General features: G+C 43.6%; 24 protein-coding genes and 1 pseudogene. 2 read left to right on the forward strand and 23 right to left on the reverse strand.

Features of this window, described 5'->3' with window-relative positions:
* Positions 1 to 3: 3 nt before the first annotated feature.
* Positions 4 to 906: a ribokinase gene (gene rbsK, locus BBR47_RS22255; RefSeq protein WP_015892676.1), complete on the reverse strand. Its 903-nt coding sequence runs from the start codon at positions 904 to 906 to the stop codon at positions 4 to 6.
* Positions 907 to 1073: 167 nt separating this feature from the next.
* On the opposite strand from rbsK, the gene nfi reads away from it, so the two are divergent.
* Positions 1074 to 1760, forward strand: coding sequence for a deoxyribonuclease V (gene nfi / locus BBR47_RS22260; RefSeq protein WP_041749577.1), 687 nt, complete (start codon positions 1074 to 1076; stop codon positions 1758 to 1760).
* Here the strand turns inward: nfi and BBR47_RS22265 are convergent.
* From BBR47_RS22265 to BBR47_RS22370, 22 genes are all read right to left on the reverse strand, one after another.
* Complete coding sequence (locus BBR47_RS22265; RefSeq protein WP_041749916.1) at positions 1757 to 2395, reverse strand: immunity protein Imm33 domain-containing protein; 639 nt, start codon at positions 2393 to 2395, stop codon at positions 1757 to 1759. The genes nfi and BBR47_RS22265 overlap by 4 nt on opposite strands.
* A 143-nt stretch (positions 2396 to 2538) precedes the next feature.
* Positions 2539 to 2814, reverse strand: coding sequence for a hypothetical protein (locus BBR47_RS22270; RefSeq protein ID WP_041749578.1), 276 nt, complete (start codon positions 2812 to 2814; stop codon positions 2539 to 2541).
* A 39-nt stretch (positions 2815 to 2853) separates the two neighbouring features.
* Positions 2854 to 3135: a hypothetical protein gene (locus tag BBR47_RS22275; RefSeq protein ID WP_041749579.1), complete on the reverse strand. Its 282-nt coding sequence runs from the start codon at positions 3133 to 3135 to the stop codon at positions 2854 to 2856.
* Positions 3136 to 3161: 26 nt separating this feature from the next.
* A complete protein-coding gene (locus tag BBR47_RS22280) occupies positions 3162 to 3791 on the reverse strand; it encodes a hypothetical protein (RefSeq protein WP_015892682.1) in 630 nt (209 codons plus the stop codon).
* Positions 3788 to 4309 carry an imm11 family protein gene (locus BBR47_RS22285; RefSeq protein ID WP_015892683.1) on the reverse strand — a complete coding sequence of 174 codons (522 nt, stop codon included), beginning with the start codon at positions 4307 to 4309 and terminating at the stop codon, positions 3788 to 3790. Before BBR47_RS22285 ends, BBR47_RS22280 begins: the two co-directional genes overlap by 4 nt.
* Positions 4310 to 4324: 15 nt before the next feature.
* Positions 4325 to 5428, reverse strand: a complete 1104-nt coding sequence (locus tag BBR47_RS22290; protein ID WP_015892684.1) for a pentapeptide repeat-containing protein — start codon at positions 5426 to 5428, stop codon at positions 4325 to 4327.
* A 17-nt stretch (positions 5429 to 5445) separates the two neighbouring features.
* Positions 5446 to 6921 (reverse strand): contractile injection system protein, VgrG/Pvc8 family, encoded by a 1476-nt coding sequence (locus BBR47_RS22295; RefSeq protein WP_015892685.1) that lies wholly within the window; start codon positions 6919 to 6921, stop codon positions 5446 to 5448.
* Between the two features lie 228 nt (positions 6922 to 7149).
* Positions 7150 to 7389, reverse strand: a complete 240-nt coding sequence (locus BBR47_RS22300; RefSeq protein WP_015892686.1) for a DUF7660 family protein — start codon at positions 7387 to 7389, stop codon at positions 7150 to 7152.
* A 186-nt stretch (positions 7390 to 7575) separates the two neighbouring features.
* Positions 7576 to 8271 carry a hypothetical protein gene (locus BBR47_RS22305; RefSeq protein WP_015892687.1) on the reverse strand — a complete coding sequence of 232 codons (696 nt, stop codon included), beginning with the start codon at positions 8269 to 8271 and terminating at the stop codon, positions 7576 to 7578.
* 266 nt (positions 8272 to 8537) lie between these two features.
* Positions 8538 to 8822 carry a hypothetical protein gene (locus tag BBR47_RS22310; RefSeq protein ID WP_155801106.1) on the reverse strand — a complete coding sequence of 95 codons (285 nt, stop codon included), beginning with the start codon at positions 8820 to 8822 and terminating at the stop codon, positions 8538 to 8540.
* Positions 8823 to 9180: 358 nt separating this feature from the next.
* Positions 9181 to 9684 carry an SMI1/KNR4 family protein gene (locus tag BBR47_RS29815; protein ID WP_015892690.1) on the reverse strand — a complete coding sequence of 168 codons (504 nt, stop codon included), beginning with the start codon at positions 9682 to 9684 and terminating at the stop codon, positions 9181 to 9183.
* A 238-nt stretch (positions 9685 to 9922) separates the two neighbouring features.
* On the reverse strand, positions 9923 to 10513 hold the full coding sequence (locus BBR47_RS22320; RefSeq protein ID WP_015892691.1) for a CbrC family protein: 591 nt from the start codon (positions 10511 to 10513) through the stop codon (positions 9923 to 9925).
* Positions 10514 to 10629: 116 nt separating this feature from the next.
* Complete coding sequence (locus BBR47_RS22325; protein WP_015892692.1) at positions 10630 to 11160, reverse strand: hypothetical protein; 531 nt, start codon at positions 11158 to 11160, stop codon at positions 10630 to 10632.
* Positions 11161 to 11459: 299 nt separating this feature from the next.
* The gene (locus BBR47_RS22330; protein ID WP_015892693.1) at positions 11460 to 11963 is read right to left on the reverse strand and encodes a hypothetical protein; all 504 of its coding nucleotides are present in this window, start codon (positions 11961 to 11963) and stop codon (positions 11460 to 11462) included.
* 220 nt (positions 11964 to 12183) lie between these two features.
* Complete coding sequence (locus BBR47_RS22335; protein WP_015892694.1) at positions 12184 to 12603, reverse strand: hypothetical protein; 420 nt, start codon at positions 12601 to 12603, stop codon at positions 12184 to 12186.
* A 326-nt stretch (positions 12604 to 12929) separates the two neighbouring features.
* Entirely contained in the window at positions 12930 to 13313 is a 384-nt protein-coding gene (locus BBR47_RS22340) for a hypothetical protein (RefSeq protein ID WP_015892696.1), read from the reverse strand.
* Positions 13314 to 13628: 315 nt separating this feature from the next.
* Positions 13629 to 14093: an RHS repeat domain-containing protein gene (locus BBR47_RS22350; RefSeq protein WP_015892697.1), complete on the reverse strand. Its 465-nt coding sequence runs from the start codon at positions 14091 to 14093 to the stop codon at positions 13629 to 13631.
* 234 nt (positions 14094 to 14327) lie between these two features.
* Complete coding sequence (locus BBR47_RS22355; protein WP_041749582.1) at positions 14328 to 14921, reverse strand: hypothetical protein; 594 nt, start codon at positions 14919 to 14921, stop codon at positions 14328 to 14330.
* The gene (locus BBR47_RS22360) at positions 14918 to 18532 is read right to left on the reverse strand and encodes an RHS repeat-associated core domain-containing protein (RefSeq protein ID WP_162023130.1); all 3615 of its coding nucleotides are present in this window, start codon (positions 18530 to 18532) and stop codon (positions 14918 to 14920) included. The genes BBR47_RS22355 and BBR47_RS22360 overlap by 4 nt, the downstream gene beginning before the upstream one ends.
* Positions 18444 to 19133 (reverse strand): DUF6531 domain-containing protein, encoded by a 690-nt coding sequence (locus BBR47_RS31105; protein ID WP_050763841.1) that lies wholly within the window; start codon positions 19131 to 19133, stop codon positions 18444 to 18446. Before BBR47_RS31105 ends, BBR47_RS22360 begins: the two co-directional genes overlap by 89 nt.
* 144 nt (positions 19134 to 19277) lie before the next feature.
* Positions 19278 to 19622 carry a hypothetical protein gene (locus BBR47_RS22365; RefSeq protein WP_015892701.1) on the reverse strand — a complete coding sequence of 115 codons (345 nt, stop codon included), beginning with the start codon at positions 19620 to 19622 and terminating at the stop codon, positions 19278 to 19280.
* 33 nt (positions 19623 to 19655) lie between these two features.
* Positions 19656 to 20204 (reverse strand): hypothetical protein, encoded by a 549-nt coding sequence (locus tag BBR47_RS22370; RefSeq protein ID WP_015892702.1) that lies wholly within the window; start codon positions 20202 to 20204, stop codon positions 19656 to 19658.
* 283 nt (positions 20205 to 20487) lie between these two features.
* Between BBR47_RS22370 and BBR47_RS30530 the strand changes: the two are divergent.
* Positions 20488 to 20745: pseudogene (locus BBR47_RS30530) on the forward strand (endonuclease V).
* The last annotated feature ends 116 nt before the right edge of the window (positions 20746 to 20861 follow it).

Raw genomic sequence — 20861 nt, forward strand, 5'->3', positions numbered from 1 at the left:
CCATTAAAAAGAATATGCTTGTACTTCATCGAAAGTAGGCAGGGATGGTTGAGCACCGTTCCTAGTAACGACAATCGCAGCTACTTTGCTAGCGAAAGTGGCCGCTTCGGTTTCGGTCATTCCTTGTGTGATCCCAACCGCAAAAGCAGCTGTAAAGGAATCGCCTGCCGCAGTTGTATCCACTGGCTCTACGCGGAACGCCGGGATATGGGTCGCTTCATCAGCGGTTATTAAGAGAGCGCCCTTTTCTCCCAACGTCACGATGACGCGCTTTGGTCCACCAGACAAAAGCTTTTTGGCTGCGGCATGCACTTCGTCTATCGTGGATACAGGCATTCCTGTGAGAATGGAAAGCTCTGTTTCATTCGGGGTTAGGGTATGTACATGGGTTAATAGCTCACTGGATAGCTCGCGTGCAGGTGCCGGATTTAAAATGACCAGCTTGCCGAGTCGAGCTGCCTCTTTGACTGTATATTCCACGACAGGCATCGGGATTTCCAGTTGGAGCAATACAACGTCACTGTCCTTTAAAATAGACAGATTGTCAGCAATATGCTCAGTGCTGACGAGTGCATTCGCTCCTGGAACAAGCACGATGTTGTTTTCCCCATCATCACTTACATTGATAAAAGCCATGCCTGTCGTACCTGAGCATTTGATCCCCTCTATGTGAACCTGCGCATCTGTTAGTCCTCCCAGCATGACCCGGCCGTTCTCATCTTCTCCTACCATTCCAATCATGGAGACATGCGCACCCAGACGAGACGCTGCTACTGCCTGATTCGCTCCCTTTCCACCCGGGATCAGCTCGAAGTGATGGCTTGCGATCGTTTCTCCTGCTTTAGGCAAATGTTGTACATGGGTTACGAGATCCATATTGATGCTTCCTACTACTGCGATTTTCACGACGAGCCCTCCTCGTTCCATCTCGAACATGATCATTCTGTCGGTTACAAAATAGTGCTTTTCATCCGAGAAGTCAACGTATTTTCTCGGAATTGTTCCTAAGACTTGGAGCATAGCACATCCATTGGATATAATGAACAAATCTTCTATCATCCGGAGGTAACCAGATGGAGCCGATTATCCAGCATCCTTGGAACATGAATGAGCAAGAGGCAATCAACTTACAGCGCCAGCTAGCCCAGCAAGTAAAAGAAGAAGATCAACTAACGGACGTATGCTATATCGCCGGGGTAGATGTCGCCTATCATGCCGAGTCTGATTTGTTAGTCGCTGGTGTCGTGATCCTCGACGCCAATTCCCTGCAAGTCGTCGAGTCTGTCGTCATTCAAGACACCGTCGAATTCCCGTATATTCCTGGCTTGTTCTCTTTTCGAGAGCTGCCTCCGTTGGTACGTGCATTCAAGGAACTCAAAACAACACCGCAACTCGTCGTCTGCGATGGGCAAGGTATCGCTCACCCGCGAAGATTCGGACTAGCCAGTCATTTGGGCGTCCTTTTTGACATTCCTACTATTGGCTGTGGAAAGACGAGACTACTAGGTGAATACAAAGAGCCAGCACACCAAAGAGGTGCGTATTCCCCGTTGATCGATCAGGGTGAGATCATCGGTGGAGTCTTGCGCACACAACCGAATATCAAACCAATCTTCGTCTCGATCGGACACGGAATCTCTTTGCCAACTGCATGCACGTGGATCACCAAGCTCTCACCCAAATACCGTTTGCCCGAAACGACGCGGCAAGCGGATCAGCTCGTGAATAAAGTATCGGCGGAGTTAAATCGGAGCCGCTAATGAAGTGTCGGCCATACATTAACATCGTGCTCGTCCAAGACTGCTTCAATCTGATCTCCTTGGAAAACGACAATGTAGCCTCGTGGCAGAGCCATCGCTTGCAAAAGAGACGGACGTAGCTTTAGCAGTTGGAAAACGTAGTATGACTCTAGCTGGTCACTGTCTACTTCGCCTTCCACTGGCCCAAGATACCACCCGGAGTCTCCTTTTCGAACATCTTCTGCACGCTGCAAATAGACGTGTTCTTGTTCAAATGCACCTTTTGCCACCACCATTTTATCTTGGAACAAAGCAGCTTCCCCTTCTGCTCGCACGGTTTGCAAGCAGTTGTTTTGCGCCATTTGCACGACCAAGGACACAGACAGGTCAGAAGTTGTTTCGGAAAAAGGATTCGCGTCGTAGTCGGGTGCCACGATCTCCATACACCCATCCCGTTCGAAAACCAGTAGAATGGTCCAGCCTACCTGAATTTTCGCACCGTTCTTGATAGGACCCATCTCGTCTTCTACATCAGAGAATACGTCCAATAGAAAGTCTGCTTGCTTCACCAAAAACTCTCGGCAGGTCACGACAAACGTGCGGTTATGAATCTGTTTGGAGCGTTGGCAGAGTCGGTTCTCTTTCTCAGCTGACATGGACCTCTTCCTTTCTGCGTGATCGATTGCAACTATCTTCAGGATAACATGAATAGGGGAAAAGCTCCGTGTAAAAAACAAGGCATATTCCTCCTCGGTGATTCGAGTTGGAATATGCCTTGTAGACATCTTAGTATCGCTCCTTATTGCCCTTCCATGCCGATTAAAATAAACGTGATAATTGCGGTTATCGTACCAAAGACGAAATATAACCCCATAAGAATGGCCATTAACAACAAACCGGCTTTTGCCCAATTTTTACGATTCAGATTCCCATCTGAACCAAAAGCCCAGACAAATAACAAAACAATATTCGCGATCGGAATCATCATGAACAACGAGACGACTATCCAATCTTTCATTGTCATGACTTTTTCGTTTTCCGCTACGCTTCCTTCCACATACGCTTGGTGATCCATTCTATACCCTCCACGTTTTTTGCCAATCCACCGTTCTCGCTATTGTTCAACCGATGCTCCAATGAATGCCAAGATCAGAACAAAAAAGAATACGCATAAGTACAACCCGATGCAAACGCCCATAATCAGCAAGTTCGCTTTTGCCCAGTTCTTTCTATTTAAATTGCCTTCACTGCCAAATGCCCAAACAAAATACATCACCAGATTGACCACGGGCACCATCATAATTAAAAAAGTAATCAACCACTCTTTGACCGACATGACCCGCTCATTTTCAGGCACGCTCACTTGCCATTGCTGTTGATGTTGCTGCTGTTCCAATTGGAAACCTCCTTGTTCTGTCTTGATCAAATGTTCTCTACCCGCAGCGTGCGAATCAACGCATCGGCCAAAGGTTGCCACACGAGCACTTCCTCAGACTCAAAATGAAAACTCCCGAGTAGTGCCCGCCCGTTTAGTGATGTCGCGAACAAGATTTGGTAGTAAGTTTTGTCCTCGACCGGGATGATGAATTCGCTGCAGGCAATCCTGCATCCATCCAGCTCGATAAGCTCATGATGTACGACCTGCAAGCCTGCCTGCGCCTTTTTGACTTGCGCTGTCATCGCCTGCACAAACGGTTCTACGCCGCTCATCGGCAACTGATGTGCCATATGATTCATGCCGAGCATGACCGCGCTCTCTTCCTCTTTATAGGAAATCTGCTCGTGCTGAGAATTCCCTCCGCTATTTGACCCGCGTCCCCTCGGCATCAGCTGCATCGAACGGGGCAGCTGAATGCCAAGCTGCCCGTCAAAGAGGAGATTCTCCGCGAATTCGAACCTGCGCCCTTCGTACTCCAGGTAGCCTTTTCGCACGCCATCCAGACACTCCTCAAGCGTCAATTGCACCCGTTGTTCTTCCATTTCAGCGAGTTGACGCCGTGTCTGAATGCTGTTCCATACATCCAAAATCTTTTCGTCCCAGTAGATCGTCATAGCTCCCTCCGCAGTGCCTGCTCTACTTTTTGTAAAACAAATCCGTTCAAGCTTCTGCGAAGGAAGCTTTCCGCAGCATCCAGACTCACCACGATATACGGCTCCAAGATCCCTTGAACTTTAAAGAAATGATGTGCCTTTATCTTATCGGTATCTAATACAAGTCTCTTTACCGTTCCATTCAAATGAAAATCAGTCTGCATAGAAAGACAATCTACAGCAGGTACCTGCATGGCCCAGTAAACGTTGCGCAGATTGGTTTCGCTGTCAATCAAATCGACGCGCTTCCATTGTATGCTCGGATTGTATTTGGCAGTAATGGTTTTCATCCGCTCCGAAATCATCGGCAGTGGCTTTTCCAACCAATCTGTATAGGCTTGGGCCCCATCCGTGTTGACCTCAAGAACGGATATCGGCGGGAGTTGATCAAATGTGTTTTCCTTTTGCAGCCCCAGCCCCGATGGCACGACCTTTTGAGCCATTCGACCGTCATCTGCTAGCAAATAATAATCGCGCATGTCATCCCGCCTCCTTTATTCCGTTCTCCACTCAATCTGCTGTATCTGTGTTTCACTCAATGCAAAGCGCTCACGATCCTTCTCCAAAAAAACAGCATTCCGCATATTCGCTCTATGAAAATTCGCATGATACAGACGAGAATGGCGAAAATCCGCTCCTTGCAAATCAGCATATGAAAATTGGACACCGAGTAAGCCCGGTACACGATGCAGCTCGTCCGCACTGACTCCTTGTCCCTCGGCATATGAGAAGATGGCTCCGCTCAAGTCAGCATGACGAAAATCGGCATCACAAAGAAGCGAATGGCTGAAATCAGTGCGTGGAAGCTTGCTACTGACCCACCTTGTTCCGAATAGGATACACGCACGGAACTGACTGTCTGCAAAATTACTGCCACTAAAATCGCAATAGCGCAAATCTAATGCGTCTACATTGCTTCGCGGCAAATCCATATGGGCGAATGTTTCATGGGTGCAAAACGTTCCTTTCGGTTGCCCAAGCAGGCTTCTGCTCTCCTTCTCCTTCCGCTTGATTCTCTCTTCTATGTACACCACTTCGCTGATGTCTTTGAATTCGCCCACTCGTATGTACAGACGATCCGCTTTCCTGATCTGTTGGTACTCAGGCAGCTGAATGGCCTCCGGAATCGCCACTCGGGCAAGCGCTGTGACAAACTGACCGAAAAGCTCCATTTCCTTTAGCACCATAAACTCCACATCAGTAGCTTGTATGATCCCCATGTACATTTTTCGACGTTCGTCCAGTAGCGAAATGAGCTTGGAAGCCTCTTGCAATGCCCATGCTGCATCGTACCTTGCATAGCATTCCACTGGCTCCCAGTACCATTGCTCCGTATAACCCTCAATCAAAAATGTGTGCGTGCCATCCAATACGGTTGTCCGAAGCAATGAGAAGTGAATAAAACCGACAGGGGGAAGCTCCTGGTTGTTCTGCATAAACTCAACATGCAGGAGCATTTGCCGAAAGGACTCCACGAACTCCCGGACGAGCTGATCCTTGTTTTGCTGGAAATAGCGCTCGAGTGCCGCTACGCTTTCAGCCAATGCTGGTAGAAAGGTGTTATCATGCAGATGCTGGAGCGCTTCCTCTTTCTTCATCGATGTAAGTGCCCCCTCTAGTTCATCTTGATTTCCGAACCTTTCAGCTCGATCTTGTCTTCCAGTTTGATCGTATTTCCTTTTCCACTCAGCTCGATTTTATCCGCACTAATATGAAGAGAAGATGCTGATAGCTTCATGTCCTTATCCGCTGTTATATTCACGTTCTGGCTACTCTTGATATCGATTCCACTCGTATCACTGATCGTGATCGACATATCTCCTGTCGTGATCACAATTTTGTCAGGAGCTAGCACGATTTCCTTGCCATATTTGGTACGAAACGTCTTTACAGCAGGGTCCTTCATCCGGTCTCCCCCGCCACCGCCACCTCCACCTGCATTGCTTTTCGGTGTGGCTTGCTTTTTGGGAGCTGGCTTGTCGTCGTCTGGGATTTCCTTGAGAACAGAGCTGATCGCGATACCGTCCTCTTCTTTTTTGCTCGGGAAATAAATCCGAATCTGGTCGTTCAGCTCTGGCATGACATACCATCCGGTTTGATCCTCCGAGGCATAAATGGTGGAGTAAGGGAACCAATATGCCGTGCTCTGATCCTGCTGATCATCCATGTCCAGCTTGGCCCGCACATTATCCTTCTGGACTTGCAACACCCGGCCCTGGATGGATGCCCCGATGATGGCATGGTTATACTGCTTTTTACGCGCCAGACCTAGCCGTGGATAAAGCTTGTATGTGTGCGTGACAATGCCTTCCTTCACCTCCGTGACCGCTTCTCCGACGACAAGTGGTCTGGACTTGAAGTTCACCTCATTGCCGACCTCCAGCACTCGTTCACTCTGCACTTCATAAACGGTATAGTCCTGGTCATCGATTCCCGGAACCTTGTTCTCCGCATCACTCTGGTAATCCCCGACACGCTTGTGCACCGTATAATGACTAACCGCAAGCTTTCCTTTATCTTGACCTTTTGGCAAACCGAAATAAAACTTGGGAATGTCAAAAGCTGTTGTCGGGATCAAACCTGTATAAAAACGCGATGCCATCCTCTTCAGGAACTGCCAATCGGTTTCTTCATATTGCATCACAAACGTATTCAAAGCTTTGCCGTTGGTAACAGAGTCAATAAAGTCAGCTTTGCCGTACCCGGACAGCACCGTTTTCACGAGCCCCGCATAAGTCATCGCCGGGTTTTGAAACGAACGCTTTCTCGTTTTGACATCCAACAAATACGTATGAGAAATAGCCTCCAGCGACAAGTAATAAATACCGCGAACCGCTTTGACATGGACGCGCAAAACGATGCCCTGGAACCATGTTTTCGGCTTGCCCGATTCATCCGCCAGTGCCACGCTGATCAGTGTTTGCGCATTTGTCTGGTTCACGTAGCTATCTTTTCGCTCTTCAGAAATAATCCCTGTGAGCGTCAGTCGCGCATGCTCGTTCATCTTTTTCACGACTTTCATCGTTTGCAAATGAGTAAATTCGTAGGGCGAAACTTGTATATCTCCATAAGTGAGTGTTCGATTGCTCATGGTATCCCCTCCCTGCCAGATGAACCCCCTCCCTTCGATACTTCTAGGGAAATGGATTCACCCTTCCAAATAAGACCATTATTTTACACACAATCTTACAATCGGTATTATTTGGGATTTTTTGAATGGGTCGTTAGTCCTGAATGATATGTTTTTGAGGCAAGGAGAGGGGCTTTGTACCTTTAATAACCCTTAAAATCGTCGAAGACCCTTGAATTCGGTTCCTATTTACTCATAACGGCTTCCTGCAATTAAAATGGTAGCAAACAAATTCCAGTCTACCCCTTCAAGATCAGCTAACATATTATCACAATCCTCAATCCATGATTCCATCCCACTTAGGAACTCTTCCAGAGACATATTCGCCCACTCTTTTTTATTTTGCTGATAATCCTTAATCAAATGAGAAATGAATTGAACCATATCCTCTCTACTCTCAACCGTACCCGCTCTCTCTAGAATATCCATGCGAAACTCATCCTCTCCTATGTCTTTATCTTCCATTTTAGTATAGATGCTTCAAAGGAGTTTGACGAATCGGGGAATGACAAAAAGCCCGCTGGCGTGCAACGAGCTTTTTGTCTCTTATGTGAGGGGGAACATCTGTCTCGTCAATAACAGGATTCGGGCTGTCACTATTCTCGTAGACGTTCCTTATTGAATAATCTCGGAAATTGCTTGCTTCTGCTCCAAAATCTCGCTTTGTACCTCGATCAGATCTTTCAACAGATCTGCAGCCTCTTGCAAGGATGTCGCTGCTTGCTCCTTGTCACCAGCCTTGAATACTTCTTTTGCTTCTTTCACTGTGTTCTTCTCTTTTGCTTTCAGTTCTTTTGCTTGCTCTTTGTTCTCTTTCTTTTCTGTGCGGATTGGCTTCAATTGTTGGTTCATCTCTTTGAAGGACGCTTTTTTCTCTTTTACTTGGGTCAATTCTGTTTGGATCTGCGCTAGTTTTTCTTCGATGGCGGTATGGTTCGCGGCGATTTCAGCCTTGATGCTCGCTACCTTTTCTTTATCCTTTGCTATCTTCGCTTCTTTCAGTTCAGCAGATAGCGCCTTGTTCTCTTCGCGGAGTGGCTTTGTCTCTGCCAGCGCGCTTTTCACGGTTTCACGTACTTCTGGCGTCACATCGCCCCAAAGAATATCCCATGCTTGTTTGTTGGTCTGGGTTTGGGCTTTTCGTTTATCTTGGAGAGCTTTTTGCTCCACTTGCAATGCTTTTAGTGATTGAACTTCAGGCAGGCTGCTCCACCCTGCTCCTTTTTCTTCTTTCTCCGCCGCAAAAGCTCCTACCGCACTCGTTGCCAACAAGCACGCTGCGATTACAGATACGGAAAGCATTTTTTTCATGTGTGAACACTCCCTGTCTCCTATTGTTTCTTGCAAACAAATCGTACCGTACGAGCGCCGGGAATGTTCGGGATAACCTCGTGAAAAGTAAGGGGAAAGTGTGGGATTTGGGGAAAACGCAAAAAGCCTAGGAGAGGCCTAGGCTGATCTGGATTGTCACTCAGAGAAAGCTATTTGATATAACCGTTCTTGGTGTAATCTACTTCCACTTGCAGAATGACATCATGTTCCACTTTTATGATGAGTAAATTATACATGTTTTAGCTCTAATCATTCGATTTGAATTTCAAAACAACAATATTTCCAGCGTTTCCAAAACAAGAAGCATGGTACAACCCTTCCAAAATATGCTTTTTATGAAATTCCCCAACAAATATGTGGTCTTCATTCTTTTGTTCATGAGCGTATCGAACAAGGATTACTGTGGCATTCTTCACATGCTTGTTTTGCATAAACAGTTGAATATTGCGGCTGAAACTTAAAATATCAACTGGTACTTCCTCTCTTTCCAACCACTCGTCAAACTCTCCAATGAATTCTTGATTCACCATTTCAAAAACGCTTGAATGTAGTGACATCAGCTTCATTATCGGAATCAAATGAAATAAACTGTGTACAATCAAACGTTACATATGACATAGCCGCACCTCATACTGCTCAATTAAAATGATGAAAAGTTTACGCTATTCTTCATGATTTTATCTAAAAACTGATCAAACGAAGATGCGATTTGTTCAACTTCTTCAAATTCAGGTTCATAACCGCATACGATTGAACCAACTTCACTCCCGAGATCGGTATAACCATTTCTTACAGATAAAGCTCTGGGCAAATACATGTCCCAAAATTTTGTAATCTCTTGTTTCCACGAGTCATCGTCGCACGCCGATTCTAAACTTACTGTCATTATTAATCTAAATCGGTACCATCATAAGCATCTCCAAGAGACTCAAAATCCTCTTCATACCAATACCATGTTGTGCCTTCACCTTTTGTTTCTATAAGCCTATTCAGTAAGTCCGTAAATGATTTGGCTATAATCGCACAACTACCTGCAATAGCATGACAATCCCAATGACTGTCATAACATTTACCTAATCTATCTTTATGAAGATCAATTGTTAGATAGTCTCCATTTCTATCATCGGCTATGATAAACCAATTAGAAGAGATATCATATTCACATAACTCTTTTACTATAACGGGATTTGCTAATTCGAATTTTTTTGGAGATACAATGTCTACACCAAAATCTTCATCTTTAAAGAATTCAATTCCCCCGCAAAGTTCATAGAACTCTTTCACGTCATCTGGTAATATGTGCGGGTATTCAATCTTAGGTAAACCTAGAGATGGATGTATAATGCAATTATCAAAACCTTTTATTTCGTCGATAATTTCCTTGATATTCATTCATTACTCCCTCCATTTTTAGTCTCAATCAATTATTTTCTAAGTTTATCTGAATAGTCTCCTTACAATAGTTTTAAAGGAAAGTTCTTCTACAATATCTCCTATTACAAGATTGAACGGATCCTCTTAAGCACCCTTCTCATAATAACTAGTTTTGTCGTCTTACCATTCTAGGTCGGTGAGGTGTCCCCTATTCTACTTCATAGGTGTACATAGCTTGTAATAAATTTCCCACAAATTATGTGTGATCAATGTGAATTCTATGTTGTCCGAATGTAAGACACTGAAACAAATGTATTCCTGAATCCTCACTTACTTGGTCCAAAGTATCAATACCATAGTTTTCCTTTATTGCAAACAATTCTTCATCTCGTAAATCTATCTTCATTGCTGATAGCTCACTTTTATTCACGTATCCAATATAAGCACAAAATTCATCGCAGTGGCTTAGCCATTGTGGTTCCTGCCATGAAATGTAACCAGGGGTACGAAAAAGTAACTCCTCTAGTTTATCATCTTGAAACGGTTCGACTTCATCGTATCCTATAAAATACAAATACTCATTCGATTCATCATCATAAGTCACAGACAACAACTTATCCTTATATTCTACTGCTGCCTGTAGGACACCATTATATTGCTTAGTAACAGTTCCTTCATAAATGCACCAGGGACAAACATTGTCGACTTCGTCTATTGAATAAAATGGTCCCGTGTAAATATAATCTGTTTCTTTATTACAAATACTGCAATTTTGTGCAGGTACCTTTTTGAAGACTCCAACATCGTACGCTTTTGGTTGATACTTAAATATTGGTAGGTTATTCATATAAAATATTCCTCCCATGTAGAAAAAGGCTGATCCATCCTCATCTTTTAAGATGGATCAGCCTTTGTAAGTTCATCAAATGAAAATAATTTTTGAGTTGTATTGAAAGGCTCTTACTACGTTAACAAACCATTCTCTTCTAACATTTTATACCATTCATCCTCTTTTGAACCAACGGTATTTATACTTCCTCCAGATTCAACAAGCTTCAATCCAATTTCTCCATATTGTTCCCCTAGAAAATAGTTAAGTAAGAAGTTATTGAAGTCTCCATACGACTCTAAAACATAATTTTGATCTAATGGATCTCCAAATAAACACGTTACTTGACCATTTTCCTTATTAATAAACAAGGGGTACATTTCAATTTTTCCTATACAAATCCAGTCACCATCAAACCTTTGCATTTCCTCTACATAAAACTGAATATCGGCAAATTTGCGTTGACTAGAAATATTGATAACTCCTCCAATTAATCTTTCATATCGATTTGTAATTAAATAATAATCTTTTAAATGACTATTCTCGGAATTTGTGAATTGTTCTTCATTAGTATTTTTAGTAATGTCCATAAAGGTCAGACTAAATGGGTCGTCACTTAATATTTCACTAATTTTATCTATTTTTCCGATTAATAATTCGATCATATTCCTCACCTTTCGGAACATCTTTTACCTGTACTCTCAATACTCCCACCTAATCTTCTATGAGGAAACTCCCTATGAATACTTTTTCAACAAGAATCATTATTGTTCCAACTACATGATGATGCCATATATAACCTTTAGGTGCTTTATCAGGCGTCGGTACTGGTGGATCCGAATCCTTATTCAATTTCGCTTCTGTATTTGCTCCCCTGTAATCTCTTGATCGTTTAGTAGGTGATGGAATTTTTATTGTAACTAAATCACCTGTCGCTTTTTCAAATTTGGTAAAATATTTTATCCTACCTTTTTATAGAGATTCTTTTTAATTGGTGTAATGCATTCTTTTCAATTTCTTTTTCCTTTGATTTACTTAAGAGTTCTAATATCTCTTTAGACTCCGGCGTATTAATATCACCTAGAGCCCAGATGCATTTTACGGCAAGGGCATTTGTGTAATGAAGATACTCAAATTTTGTTATTGCTGCTTTATAAAGACTTTCTACTGATGAATTTGATTGAAAATATTGAAGCAAGCCAGCAATATCCTCATGTGCCTTATGCCAAGCTTCAGTAAGTAACTGGTTCAACATTTCCAAATGTCTTTCATCAAACAAATCAAATGTAAATCCTATATAAAATAGTAATCCTAGGTCATCTTTATTTTTTTCTCTACAAGTAGCTTCTAATAGTTTGTCAAAGTAGCTCGTTATTTCTATATTTCCCTTGAACAAATCCAAAAATTCTATATCTGTTATTTCGCCACCAATAAGTTTTTTGATTAGTATTCTTAGTTCTTGATTCATTTTTCTATCCTCTCAAAACTAGTAATATGATCATTAAAAATATCCTGCCACGCGAATCCGTGTGATAGGACAAATAATTTTTTATTAGTTAGATGGTTAATTCTTTCGTCAACAGCCGTTCAAAAAATGAAACCTTGAGAGGCAAGCAGCCAATCAAGGTTCTGGATATTTCCACTCAAAACTTTAGACTAACCCATCATTTAGGCAAAACTTTCTAATCCTAATCCCATTCATTAAGTGGAAAGTCTAGTAACTCATTACTGCATTTCGGGCATTTTTGTTTCGAAAAATCTCTTGTCCAAATCCTGCAATAAATACACCTTTTGCCGTATAATTCCGGGTGTTGTTTATTTTCCTCATCCGCTTCTGGTTCCAGTATAGCAAATACTTTTTGTCTGGTTTTTTCATATAAATGCATAATTTCGGGGGAAACATCATACGAATTGGTAGTCGAATCCCACTCACACCCTTCTATTATTTCAACTGGTCTTTCCAAATCCTCTTCTAATCTTTCAATAGATGTTTCAGGCCATTCATCAGTATGAAAAATATCTATCTCAATTTTGTACCAATCTTCCCAACTACATATTTTTTCTAAATCACTATATAATTTGCTTGTATCAATATTAATATTGAACATTACATTCACCTACCTCGGTGTTTGTTGTTTCTTAGTTTCCTCACATACATATTACGCTTTGGTCGCTACAATTTCCTCTAGTTCCACAAGAACCTGGGTCAGGTTAGCGTTTTGGTCGGCCACACATACCGTGTCTGTCTTCCTCCCCAAGTCATAGAGGTGCGCACGTATTCTACATCATAGGTGTATTGCTTCCCTTGCAAATATCCCTATCCCGTTGTACGCAAACTTATGGCTGGAACATGCAAAAAGGGCTCATTCCTCCTCACCATTTAAGTTGGAATAAGCCCCCCCATTATTTGAACAACTTTTTACCGATTTAGAAACTATTCTGTAATAATAATATAATCTTGCTCGACAATTTGTTCATGCTTTATCTTTATTTGTTCCGTTCCTTCAAGAAGAGAAGCGACATAACAAGTTAAATCAATTTCAACTTCATTCACATTATCCGGGGCATCATTACCAGGGTGAGAATGAACTTCTACTATATATCCTTTTTCGCCTCCATAACCTTGTATAACAAATTCCAGCCCCAAAATACTCCTATTAATGTATACGGCCGGAACCTCTTCATAGATATAATCTTCTAATCCACCAAATGTAATACCGCCAACTAACTTTTCAGAAATAATTTTTGCAACACCATAAATATCTTCCTCAGATGCAATTGGTAATGAACAAGTAAAATAGGGGTACTTTTTTCTCATAATAATTCTCCTAGTCAATTATTTGACTTCCTTTTCTATATTGGTTGGCGAACTCTTCCTCAGTGAATATTCGGAAAGTAAATTTATCCGGTCTTCCTTTCTTATCGAACTTTCTTAACCCCTTTAAAGATCCTCTAAGAGTTTTATCTACGTCCTTCTGTATCTGCCTAATTTCTCTAATCTGGGTTCCTGCTCTCCAAGTGACATCAGGATCAAATCTTGAAGCTAATTTATCGCTAACAATAAATGCATCGATATCGAAATCTGTTGGATCAAAAGGCGCATATCCCTTGTGTCTACCCTTCCTACCAGTAGCTAGGGAACCTCTATATCCCACTTTTGCATTGGATCTAATTTTTTTATCTTCTTCACTTCAGGACTCAAAGTCTCTCGAACAATCTCCATTATTTCCGTTCTAGTTTGAGATTTCCCCTTCTCATCCTTACACTTCATCAACCCCAACGGATCAATGAACCCAATCGGATCCCCATTGACATAAGCAAAACGGTTAAACGTCTGCCCGTCCGTCATATCCCCTTGGAGCACATCTCGATTCAGGAACCGCTTTAATCCCGGATGGTAATACCGCGCCCGCATGTAGTACAACCCATTCGGATCGGTCATGACTCCATCACGGCCGTTATAGCAAAACGGCTGTTTTGTCCTGCCCTCATGTGCTTTCAGTTCACCATACAATCCGTAGGTATAACGGTCTGTGACTCGACCATGCTCGTCGGTCAACAGGGTCGTGCTTCCGCGCGTATCCGCGTGATAGGACAAATAATCGCCTTGTGCATCCTCACGACCAATGAGCCCCAGTCATATATATCTATCAACAGACAGTAAATACTTCTTTCTAAGTAAAAATGTCTCGGTGGATATTAATTCCACCAAGACATTTGGGTCTTTAAATCAAAACTCCTCCGATCATGACAAGAACATTCATTCAAATTTCCGATTCTCATTCAGACTTTCAGAATATGCATTTTTAGGCATCAGATATCTCATGTATGCTTAATCATCTGTTTCATTACCTACTAAATCTTCTTCCTCTTCCTCTTTTCTCTCCACTTCAAAGGTCTCCATCCAATATTTAGCCCTTAAAGCTACCAGTTCATTATTTGAAGTAACTAAAGTAGATATAAAATCTTCTGCATTCTCATCATTCCATACAACTGTCTCAAAATATTTCTCGATTACTGCAGCTGACCATGAAGAATTTATTTGTTCCGATAATTTTTTGAGCGCAGGCAGTGCGAGATTAGAAATGTTTTCAGGCATATACTGTATCACATCAAGGACCCAATAATGAGGTGCATTAGGATCCTCTTCACTTAAAACCATCAAAAAGTAATCCAAATATCGTGAAGAAGGGTGAATTAAAGCTGCACCAATCCAATGTTGGGCGTTTTTCCAACTTTTTGTTACAAGATTGTCTTTAATATAAGACAATATTTCTCTCTCAACATAATCATGATCCAATAACCCAACTTCTCTTCCAAGTTCATCAAGTTTTTTTTGCACTTCATCATAGGCAGAATTTTTCCCTGCAGTAGTAATTGCCATACCATACATTTCAATTAATTGTTCTAACTTATTATTTTTCAAAGTTCCCTCCAAGACACAATGTTTTTATTAAATAGCTCAAGCCCATCTTTGCTAGAACCTAGACCCAAACTTAATACTCCTCTCTTTTCAAATTTCACTTCAACTAATCCCTCTTTATGCTCAGGTAAATGTGGAAAAGTGGATCTAGCAGACTCATGGGTACCACCGAGCTTAATAAGCTCTTCCTTCGTACCAGCTTTAACTTCAAATTCGACAAATCTAGTGTAATTCCTAGATTTTTGGGACTTCCGCTTAGATAAATCACCCGATCCGTATTGTGGATCGTCCGTAATTTTAAGCTCACTTTTTCCTTCAAGTCGCTTTGTTAGTCTTCCATCATTATTTTGCAGTTTCTTAAATTCTTTTTCTGACATTGCCCGATAAAACTTTTCAGTTTGTTGATTACTTCCCGTCTCCTCTTTACACTTCATCAATCCCAACGGATCAATGAACCCAATCGGATCCCCATTCACATAAGCAAAACGGTTAAACGTTTGCCCGTCCGTCATGTCCCCTTGGAGCACATCTCGATTCAGGAACCGCTTCAATCCCGGATGGTAATACCGCGCCCGCATGTAGTACAACCCATTCGGATCGGTCATGACCCCATCGCGGCCATTGTAGCAAAACGGCTGTTTAGTCCTGCCCTCGTGTGCTTCCAGTTCCCCGTACAATCCGTAGGTATAACGGTCTGTGACTCGACCATGCTCGTCGGTCAACAGGGTCGTGCTTCCGCGCGTATCCGCGTGATAGGACAAATAGTCGCCTTGCGCATCCTCACGACCAATGAGGCCCAGTCCATATACATAATACGCTCTGGCGGTTCCACTTTCCTCCAGCTCCATAAGAACCTGAGTCAAATCGGCGTTTTCGTCAACCACATACCGTGTCGTCTTACCGTTCCAGGTCATGGAGGTGCGGACGTATTCAGCATCGTAGGTGTAGCGAGCTTGTCCGGCGCGAACAAGACGATTGCGGGCATCGTACGCATACGTTTCTGGCTGTTGCTTACCTGGGAGCAGCAGAAGGTTGCCGTCCTCGTCATACTGAACCGGTTGACCATCTACTGTGTCCAGTCGGTTGTCCTTGGCGTACGTCATCGCCGTAGCAAGACTCGAACCTGAATCCCCGATCGCGGTAATATTCCCGCCCTGGTCATAGGTATAGAGAATCTTGCGTCCTGCCATGGCTCCGCTCGTCAGGCGTCGCAGGGCATCATAGGTGTATTGCTTTTCTTCCTCTTGGGTGATCTGCCCGAGCTCGTTGTACACAAACCGATATTGCTGGAGCATGACGCCTTGCGCATTTTGATCCCAAAGACGGAGAAGCTGCCCGGCTGCATCATAGTGACGCTGCTCTACCGTACCGTTCGGTCGCTCTGTACGGATGAGGCGGTAATTTTCATCGTACGTGTACCTTGTAACACGACCTGCCCAGTCTGTGACCGTGGTCAATTGACCTGCGAGATCGTAGGAATAGTGAACCTTCTTGCCATCTGGATAGACGAGCGTTGCCAGTCTGCCTCCCGCATCGTAGGTGTACTGTAGCGTATTCCCATACTGATCTGTGCTGGAGACGATTCGCCCCAAAAGATCGTAGGTACGACGCTTGGTGTCTTTTCCATCTTCTTTGACACTTACCACGCGACCCTCGGCGTCGAAAGTCCTGCGAACAGTCCCTGCTTCGTCCTGCTGCTCAATGAGCTGTCCTGCTGCATCGTAGCGATAGTGCGTTTCCTGACCGCGTGCATTGGTCTTGTTGGTCAGCCATCCGCGCTTGTCATAGCGGTAGGTCGTTCCTTCGCCAGTAGCATTCCGCTCAGCTAAAAGCAAGCCACTGGCATCGTAGGAGAGGGTGGTGGCATTGCCATTGGCATCTGTATAGCTCGTTAGGCGGCCTTCTCCGTCGTATTGCTGCTTGTAGATGGCTGCTTCATTTTCCAATACCTTTGTCAGTCGTGCGGCTGCATCGTAGGAGAATTTGGTTTTTTGTCCAGCAGCATTCGTCGTGGCAATGACTTGATGGAGCTTGTTGAACTGGTATTGAGTTGTTCTTCCGAGTCCGTCAATATGGGCAAGCATATTGCCTGCGCCATCATAGGTGAGCCCGCTCACCTTCTGTCCGGTTGCATCATAGACAGCCGTTAAGCGCCCGGCAGCATCGTATTCATAGCGCTGGGTGTTCCCCAAAGGGTCGGTGACTGATGTCACTCTGCCCATGGCATCGCGTTCGAGACTGGTCTTCGCCCCGGTTGGGTCTACCACCCCAATGATTTGCCACTCTTTGTCATACTCATAACGAGTGACTCCACCGTAGACATTCGTAATGGTCTCTACTTTTTCTGTAATCGTGTACCCGATCTTCGTCGATGCTCCGCTAGCCGTAGTCTCCTCTACCCGACAATCCTGTGTATCGTAGGTGAAGGAATGCATCCTTCCGAGAGGATCTATGACACCAACAAGATTATCATTGGCATCGAATACCTGACGCAGCGAACCTCCAAAAGCATCTGTAAAGGTTGTCATCCTGCCTGTAGGGTCGAAGCCAACACGGAAGATGCGGCCCTCTGGGTCCTGAGCGGAAACGAGCATTCCCTGTCCATCGTAATGATAAGTGGTTTTTGCTCCTGTAAAATCAATATAAGTGCTTCTTTGCCCGTGCTCGTTATACCCGATGGAAGAGGTGCAGCCGTCTGGTCGTGTAATGCTAACCAGCCGATCGTGCTCATCATAGGCGTAAGTCGTGACTCCGCCTTCCGCGTCTTCTTCTGCTATCAGTAGGTCATTCTCGTTGTACGTATAGGTCGTTGTATTGCCAAGAGGATCTGTCTCTTTTACCAGATTCCCGCGATGGTCATACGTGTAAGTGGTTGTTTCGCCCGCTCCGTTTGTTTCAGATGTCGTTTGTCCCCACTCATTATAGGAGTATTTGGTGACCGTTCCATCCTTCTCAGTCTTCTCCAGCAATAGGCCATTGTCGTCATGGACCATGACCTCGACATGCCCATTTCCGTCTGTGAAGGTCGTGACCATCATGCCAGGGCGGCTCTCGGTATCGTAGTGAATATAACCAGGGATGCCTGCCGCGTCTGTCTGGCAGATGATGCGCCCTTCTTCGTCAAACGTATTCGTGTAGACAATGACGCCATCGGATGCCAGAGATTCCAGTTGGTCATTTCCTGTATAGGACAAGTCAGTGACAACATGATTAGGATTGGTGTAGCGAGTCATCCTGCGGTAGGCATCATACGAAAAGCGAAGGGAACGAGTCCCATCAGACAATGCTGACACCAAACCATCCGCCCCATACTCCAGTGAAAACGCTCGACGACTCCGCTCTTCTGTCAAGCGATTCAGCCTGCCATGCTGGTCATAGCTGAAGAGCAACGACATTCCGGCAGCCACCGTATGGCGAAGTGCTTGTCCATTTCTTGCAAAATCGTACGTCTCTCTCGTTTCCTTGACCCACAGCGTATAGCCGTCTTGTCTTTCCCGCAGTTCGTCAAAGAAGACGTCCGCATCGCTAGACCGATATAAGCCGTCCTGAACACGAGTAAAGGTATTGGCGCGGGCCAGCATTCCACCAAACCGTAATTTCTTCGCGTGTCTCATCCAGGAATTCCAGGCGCATTTCGTAATTGTGTGTCCATGCTTTGCCCAGTGCTCCCTCTTGTAAAAGCAGGGAGTTGTAATGCAGCTCAAACGTCCACGTCTCGGCTCCATACAGCTTGAGGGCAGGATGAACGATAAACTGCGCTCCGGTGCCTCCGTGGATAGGGTCTCGAAGACAACTTTTCAGCTTCGCTTTTTTGATGTTCCGCTTTTTCAGCCTATCAGTGTTCTTATAAGTCACACGAACTTTTTTACGGCGCCCGGCAATTCCCGCTACGGTTGAGAAAACACCATCCGTCGCATAATCCAATGCCTCAGATCCGGCTTCCTTGATCACTTCTTTCACAACGGGCTTCTGCATGAACTTGCCAAGCATGCTCTTCTTCAGCTTCTGCACAGCCGCAAGCTTGTCCATGCTCTCCTGAATGTTCCGCGCAGCAGTGACGACCTTGCCTTTCACCGCACTTGCTGCTTTGGCGGTCGCCTTGACCGCTTTCGTTGCCTTGGACATCGCTTTTGTTGCCTTCACTGCTTTCGTCGTCCGCTTTGCCGCAGTCACTGCCGTACCCGCACCTTCACTCATTTGATTTTGAACATGCAAAAAAGGCTGACTCCATCTTATTGTTGAAAGATGGAATCAACCTTTGAAAGTTTATCACTTCTTACTTACTTGAGAGGAGGCAAGTGGTGTTTGTTTACACAAAGAATCTAGCCTCTGGCACTGTGGTAGACATAAGTCCCTTCATTATTCGTCGTCTTCTTCTACTAAAATATCATCTAATCTCTCTCTATCTTCAGCAATTTGTCTAGACAATTCAAAGCTATTCATAAAGTGATCCAGTGGCAACTCTTCTTTGTAATCTTCGTCCTGTTCATAAAGCTTAAATCTAGCTTTATTTTTAATTAAATCTTCTACTAAGGCCCTCATTTTTTCCATCTCATCATTATCAACATAATCAACTTCCATGAGAGGAATATTGTTACTAATGTGATTTTTTATCTCTGATAGACTTACAGCAGTGTGCTTCTTAATAGTCATTAACAAATTGCTTGTACTTTCTGATTGGAGTATTATAGTTATTTTAGTCAAAGAAAATTCCCCCTTCTAAAATATTTTTAAAAATTAAAATTCCTCTGGAAATGAAGGGTCATACGGTTTACCAGGTAAACTCCTTCTATATGAACGACCGTGCCAACGAATCAAATGTTCTTTTACTGTTACAGGATAGATAATCTCTCCTCTATTTGCAAGGTGAGGGTACTTAGAAACACTGTAGGCATGATGTCCGGTTATTGGTTTTCCATTAAATGTAGGAACTTGATTACTTAATATCGCATCTTTTTGTTCCTGAGTCCAATTCCGTGTTGTGGGTTCTCCATTTTTGATTCTTCTTTTCTCTTGTTTCCAAAATTCTTTAACCCCTGCATCCCTTCGCTTTGCAAGCCGCCTATTCCATTCAAGTCTCTTCCACTCTTCTTTGGTTATAGTTCGCTTATTTACCTTATCCTCTAATTCTTTCTTGGTTTTATTTCCCAGTTGCTTATAAGGACTAGGTTTAGGTGTTAAATCAATTCCTGCTTTTCTTGCTCTTTCTTCTATGACATCATTCGTTGCCTCCGGCGGCTTTTGATTCGGCTTCTGCCCATTCGGCCCCCATATGTTTCGCGCCACTTTAGTTGGTTCTCCGTAGGAGCAAGCTCTACCACATCTTTTTTATTCGAGAATTTTATTGGAAACCCTTGTAAATTTCAGTTGATCCTCGAACCTATCGTCGGCCAAATGGCCTGCATCGTCTTTACCATTTATTTTACCTGGTGTATTTTTGCTGTGTGACAATCTCTCTGTTCTCTTTGTTAATTGTAAATTATCCTCCTGAGTTAATTGTCTGTGATGGTCAGGGATCGCACATCCTAGAAGAATTGGATTAGCTAGTCATTTAGGCATTCTGTTTGATATACCAACGATTGGATGCGGGAAAACTAGGTTAGTATAGCGGAGTTCAAAGAACCTGAATCAAAAAGAGGGTCTTTCTCGCCATTAGTTGATAATAGTGGAGATAATTGGGAGTGTACTAAGAACCAGAACCCAAGAGAACATTAAACCTATCTTCGTGTCAATTGGTCATCGCATTTCCTTAACAACAGCTCGCGAGTGGATATTAAAACTCACACCAAAATATCGATTGCCAGAGACAACTCGGCTATCGGAATAAAGCATTAGCAAGCATCCCCGATAATCCAAATTAAAAATAAGAAAAACAAGGGCGGATTTTTACCCTTGTCTCCCGCTATAAGTACTATGACTAAAGAATCTTCTTTAGAGATGCTT

It is taken from the genome of Brevibacillus brevis NBRC 100599 (assembly GCF_000010165.1).
Lineage (GTDB): Bacteria > Bacillota > Bacilli > Brevibacillales > Brevibacillaceae > Brevibacillus > Brevibacillus brevis_D.

Bases quoted from the DNA above. Each gene is read 5' to 3' on its own strand.
- nfi (WP_041749577.1), top strand. From the start codon at position 1,074: ATGGAGCCGATTATCCAGCATCCTTGGAACATGAATGAGCAAGAGGCA.
- BBR47_RS22265 (WP_041749916.1), bottom strand. From the start codon at position 2,395: ATGTCAGCTGAGAAAGAGAACCGACTCTGCCAACGCTCCAAACAGATT.
- BBR47_RS22270 (WP_041749578.1), bottom strand. From the start codon at position 2,814: ATGGATCACCAAGCGTATGTGGAAGGAAGCGTAGCGGAAAACGAAAAA.
- BBR47_RS22280 (WP_015892682.1), bottom strand. From the start codon at position 3,791: ATGACGATCTACTGGGACGAAAAGATTTTGGATGTATGGAACAGCATT.
- BBR47_RS22285 (WP_015892683.1), bottom strand. From the start codon at position 4,309: ATGCGCGATTATTATTTGCTAGCAGATGACGGTCGAATGGCTCAAAAG.
- BBR47_RS22290 (WP_015892684.1), bottom strand. From the start codon at position 5,428: ATGAAGAAAGAGGAAGCGCTCCAGCATCTGCATGATAACACCTTTCTA.
- BBR47_RS22295 (WP_015892685.1), bottom strand. From the start codon at position 6,921: ATGAGCAATCGAACACTCACTTATGGAGATATACAAGTTTCGCCCTAC.
- BBR47_RS22300 (WP_015892686.1), bottom strand. From the start codon at position 7,389: ATGGATATTCTAGAGAGAGCGGGTACGGTTGAGAGTAGAGAGGATATG.
- BBR47_RS22305 (WP_015892687.1), bottom strand. From the start codon at position 8,271: ATGAAAAAAATGCTTTCCGTATCTGTAATCGCAGCGTGCTTGTTGGCA.
- BBR47_RS22310 (WP_155801106.1), bottom strand. From the start codon at position 8,822: ATGGTGAATCAAGAATTCATTGGAGAGTTTGACGAGTGGTTGGAAAGA.
- BBR47_RS29815 (WP_015892690.1), bottom strand. From the start codon at position 9,684: ATGAATATCAAGGAAATTATCGACGAAATAAAAGGTTTTGATAATTGC.
- BBR47_RS22320 (WP_015892691.1), bottom strand. From the start codon at position 10,513: ATGAATAACCTACCAATATTTAAGTATCAACCAAAAGCGTACGATGTT.
- BBR47_RS22325 (WP_015892692.1), bottom strand. From the start codon at position 11,160: ATGATCGAATTATTAATCGGAAAAATAGATAAAATTAGTGAAATATTA.
- BBR47_RS22330 (WP_015892693.1), bottom strand. From the start codon at position 11,963: ATGAATCAAGAACTAAGAATACTAATCAAAAAACTTATTGGTGGCGAA.
- BBR47_RS22335 (WP_015892694.1), bottom strand. From the start codon at position 12,603: ATGTTCAATATTAATATTGATACAAGCAAATTATATAGTGATTTAGAA.
- BBR47_RS22340 (WP_015892696.1), bottom strand. From the start codon at position 13,313: ATGAGAAAAAAGTACCCCTATTTTACTTGTTCATTACCAATTGCATCT.
- BBR47_RS22360 (WP_162023130.1), bottom strand. From the start codon at position 18,532: ATGAGACACGCGAAGAAATTACGGTTTGGTGGAATGCTGGCCCGCGCC.